The following is a 3,833-nucleotide window of genomic DNA, read 5'->3' on the forward strand; positions in this document are numbered from 1 at the left end:
ACGAATGGTCGCCGCCACCTTGCGTAACGCCTCGTCGCCTTCCAGGTGGCCGAAACTGTCGTTGTAGGTCTTGAAGAAGTCCACGTCGATCATCAGTAGCGAGAGCTGGGTCTGGTCACGCATGGCACGGCGCCACTCCAGTTCCAGGTACTCGTCGAAGTGACGACGATTGGACAGCCCGGTGAGACCGTCGGAGTTCATCAGGCGTTGCAGCACCAGGTTTGTGTCCAGCAGTTGCTGCTGGCTGACCCGCAGCGCACGGTAGGCTGCGTCCCGTTGCAACAACGTCATATAGGAGCGCGAGTGATAACGAATGCGCGCCACCAGTTCGATGTTGTCCGGCAACTTCACCAGGTAATCGTTGGCTCCAGCGGCAAAGGCGGCGCTTTTGATCAGCGGGTCTTCCTTGGTGGACAGCACGATAATCGGGATATTCGCCGTGGCCGGGTGATTGCGGTATTCGCGCACCAGGGTCAGGCCGTCCAGGCCCGGCATGACCAAGTCTTGCAGAATCACCGTTGGCTTGATGCGAATGGCCTGGGCAATCGCCTGGTGCGGGTCGGCGCAAAAGTGGAAGTCGATGTTTTCTTCGTGGGCCAGGCCGCGCCGCACGGCTTCGCCGATCATCGCTTGGTCGTCGACCAGCAACACCATGGCGGCATTTTCGTCGGTCTTGAAGTCGTCGAGCTGTAAATCATTCATGTGCAGTCACCTGAATTACTACCTGCAAGCGAGCACCACGGGAGGTCTTGATCATTTTGCAAAGACCTCCAGCAATCGGGGCGCAATTCTATCCAATGGGCGAATTTCAACAGCGGCGTCAATCGACGCCGCCGCTTTGGGCATGCCATACACCGCCGAACTCTGTTGGTCCTGGGCGATGGTCAAATATCCTTGTTCACGCAGTAACTTGAGGCCCTGGGCGCCATCGCGCCCCATGCCGGTCAGCAATACGCCAACGGCATCACCGTTCCAGTGGCTGGCGACGCTCTCGAAAAACACATCGATGGAAGGCCGGTAAATCTCGTTCACCGGCTCGGCGGTATAGGCCAACGTGCCGTTTTTCAACAGCCGGATGTGATGGTTGGTACCCGCCAGCAATACCACGCCGCTTTGTGGCGGCTCGCCTTCACGGGCCAGGCGCACCGGCAGGCCGGATGCACTGCTCAGCCACTCGGCCATGCCGGCGGCGAACACTTGATCCACATGCTGCACCAGCACAATGGCGGCGGGAAAGTCCCGTGGCAAGCCCTTGAGCAGGATTTCCAGGGCCGCCGGCCCACCCGCCGACGAGCCGATGGCCACCAGGCTCTGGCGCTTGCCGATGACGCGCGGGGGCGCGGTTTCGGCACGCACGCGGCTGCCGCGCTGACCCATCAACCAGCCAATGTTAAGGATCTTGCGCAGCAACGGTGCCGCCGCATCCTTGGGGTTGCCTACGCCCAGCGCCGGTGTATCCACCACATCCAGGGCGCCATGGCCCATGGCTTCGAACACACGGCTGACATTGGCCTGGCGGTCCACCGTGACGATCACGATCGGGCACGGCGTCTCGGCCATGATCTGCCGGGTGGCCTCCACACCGTCCATCACCGGCATGATCAGGTCCATCAGGATCAGGTCCGGGGTCAGTTCGGCGCAGCGTTGCACGGCTTCCAGGCCATTGCTGGCCACCCACACCACTTCGTGGGCGGGCTCGAAACTCAACGCACGACGCAGCGCCTCCACGGCCAGGGGCATGTCATTGACGATCGCAATCCTCATGCCCGGGCACCTCCAATCAGTTCAACCACGGCGTCGAGCAAGGCGTCATCGTGGAAACTGGCTTTGGCTAAATAATAGTCGGCGCCAGCGTCCAGTCCACGGCGCCGATCTTCTTCGCGATCCTTGTACGAGACCACCATCACCGGCAACGATTGCAGGCGACTGTCACGGCGCAAGAGTGTGACCAATTCAATACCGTCCATGCGAGGCATATCAATGTCAGTGATAAGCAGGTCAAAGTCTTCGGAACGCAGCGCGTTCCAGCCATCCATGCCATCGACCGCGACGGCCACTTCATAACCCCTGTTGAGTAACAACTTGCGTTGCAACTCACGCACGGTCAGCGAGTCGTCCACCACCAGCACCCGTTTACGCGGGGCTTCGGTAGCCTGCTGGCTGCGTCTTGCGATGCGCTCCAAGCGCCCGGTGTTGAGCAGTTTGTCCACCGAACGCAGCATGTCCTCAACGTCAACGATCAACACCACCGAGCCGTCATCGAGCAAGGCGCCGGCGGAGATGTCCTGGACCTTGCCCAGGCGATCATCCAGCGGCAACACCACCAACGTGCGCTCGCCGATAAAACGCTCTACCGCAATGCCGTACACCGCATCGCGTTCGCGTATCACCACGACTTTCAATGTTTCGTCATTGTTTTGCGCCGTCGGGCGCTGCAACAACTGGCTGGCAGCGACCAGGCCGACATGCCGGCCCTCGTGCCAGAAATGCTGGCGACCTTCCAGCTGGACGATGTCATCCGGCGCCAGGTCGCACATGCGCTCAATATGCGCCAGCGGGAAGGCGTAGGCTTCGTCGCCGACCTCCACCACCAGGCTGCGCACCACCGACAGGGTCAACGGCACTTCCAAGTGGAAGCGACTGCCCTGCCCCGCCGTTTGCTCCAGCACCACCGCGCCGCGCAATTGCCGGACCATATGCTGCACCGCATCCAGACCGACGCCGCGCCCGGACACTTCGGTGACTTTGTCGCGCAGGCTGAAACCCGGCAGGAACAGGAACGTCAGCAGCTCCTCCTCGCTCAAGCGCAGAGCGGTTTCCAGCGGCGACAGGTGCCGGTCGACGATCGTGCCACGCAGGCGCTCAAGGTCGACGCCACTCCCGTCATCGCTCAATTCCAGCACCAGCAAGCCCGCCTGATGGGAAGCACGCAGGCGAATCAGTCCTTCAGCCGGTTTACCCGCCAGAATCCGCTGCTCGGGCATTTCGATACCATGATCGACGGCATTACGTAGCAAATGGGTGAGCGGCGCCTCGAGCTTTTCCAACACATCGCGGTCGACCTGGGTTTTTTCGCCCTCGATCTCCAGGCGCACCTGCTTGCCGAGGCTGCGGCCGAGGTCCCGGACCATGCGCACCTGGCCGGCCAGTACATCGGCAAATGGCCGCATGCGGCAGGCCAGCGCCGTGTCGTAAAGCACCTGGGCGCGCTGCCCGGCCTGCCAGCCAAACTCATCCAGTTCGGCGGTTTTTTCCGCCAGCAGGGCCTGGGCTTCGCTCAGCAAGCGGCGAGTGTCAGCCAGGGCTTCCTGGGCTTCGAGATTCAAATCCAAGGCCCTGAGTTGGCCGTCCAGCGCATCCAATGCTCGCGCGCTGTTGCTCTGAATACGCTTGAGGCGCTGCATGCTCGCCAGGTAAGGCTTGAGCCGCTGGGTTTCCACCAGGGATTTGCTGGACAGGTCCAACAGGCTGTTCAAGCGCTCGGCGGTGACGCGCAACACGCGCTCGCCACCTTCGGTCATGGGCTTGCTCTGACGCGGTGGCGTGGGCATGACCGACGGCGCGGGCTCGGGTTCAGGCTCAGGGGGCAACGCTTCAACCACCGGCGCCGGAGCAGGTTCGGACAGTGGAGGTGGCGCGGCCTTGGCAATCGGTTGCGACGGGTCCAGCAGCCGCTCCATCAACGCCACATAGGCGTCTATATCCGCCGAACCTACGTCATTGCCAGGCGTGGCGATGCGCATCAGCAAGTCGGTACCCTGCAGCAGCGCGTCGATATGTTCGGGTTGTAGGTACAGGCGGTTTTCCTGGGCGCTGACCAGGCAATCCTCCAT

3 protein-coding genes are annotated in these 3,833 nt (G+C 62.1%); all 3 read right to left on the reverse strand.

All coding sequences use genetic code 11. The features are described 5' to 3' along the window. A partial coding sequence (locus ACRESD_RS13605) for a diguanylate cyclase (protein WP_431751377.1) occupies nt 1-702 on the reverse strand: 702 nt, incomplete at its 3' end. A gap of 51 nt (nt 703-753) precedes the next feature. Further along, complete coding sequence (locus ACRESD_RS13610; protein ID WP_431751378.1) at nt 754-1,764, reverse strand: chemotaxis response regulator protein-glutamate methylesterase; 1,011 nt, start codon at nt 1,762-1,764, stop codon at nt 754-756. Continuing rightward, nucleotides 1,761-3,833: hybrid sensor histidine kinase/response regulator (locus ACRESD_RS13615; RefSeq protein WP_431751379.1), on the reverse strand; the 2,073-nt coding region annotated here is incomplete at its 5' end. The genes ACRESD_RS13610 and ACRESD_RS13615, both read right to left, overlap by 4 nt.

This window comes from Pseudomonas sp. (genome assembly GCF_050739995.1).
In the GTDB taxonomy this organism is placed as follows: domain Bacteria; phylum Pseudomonadota; class Gammaproteobacteria; order Pseudomonadales; family Pseudomonadaceae; genus Aquipseudomonas.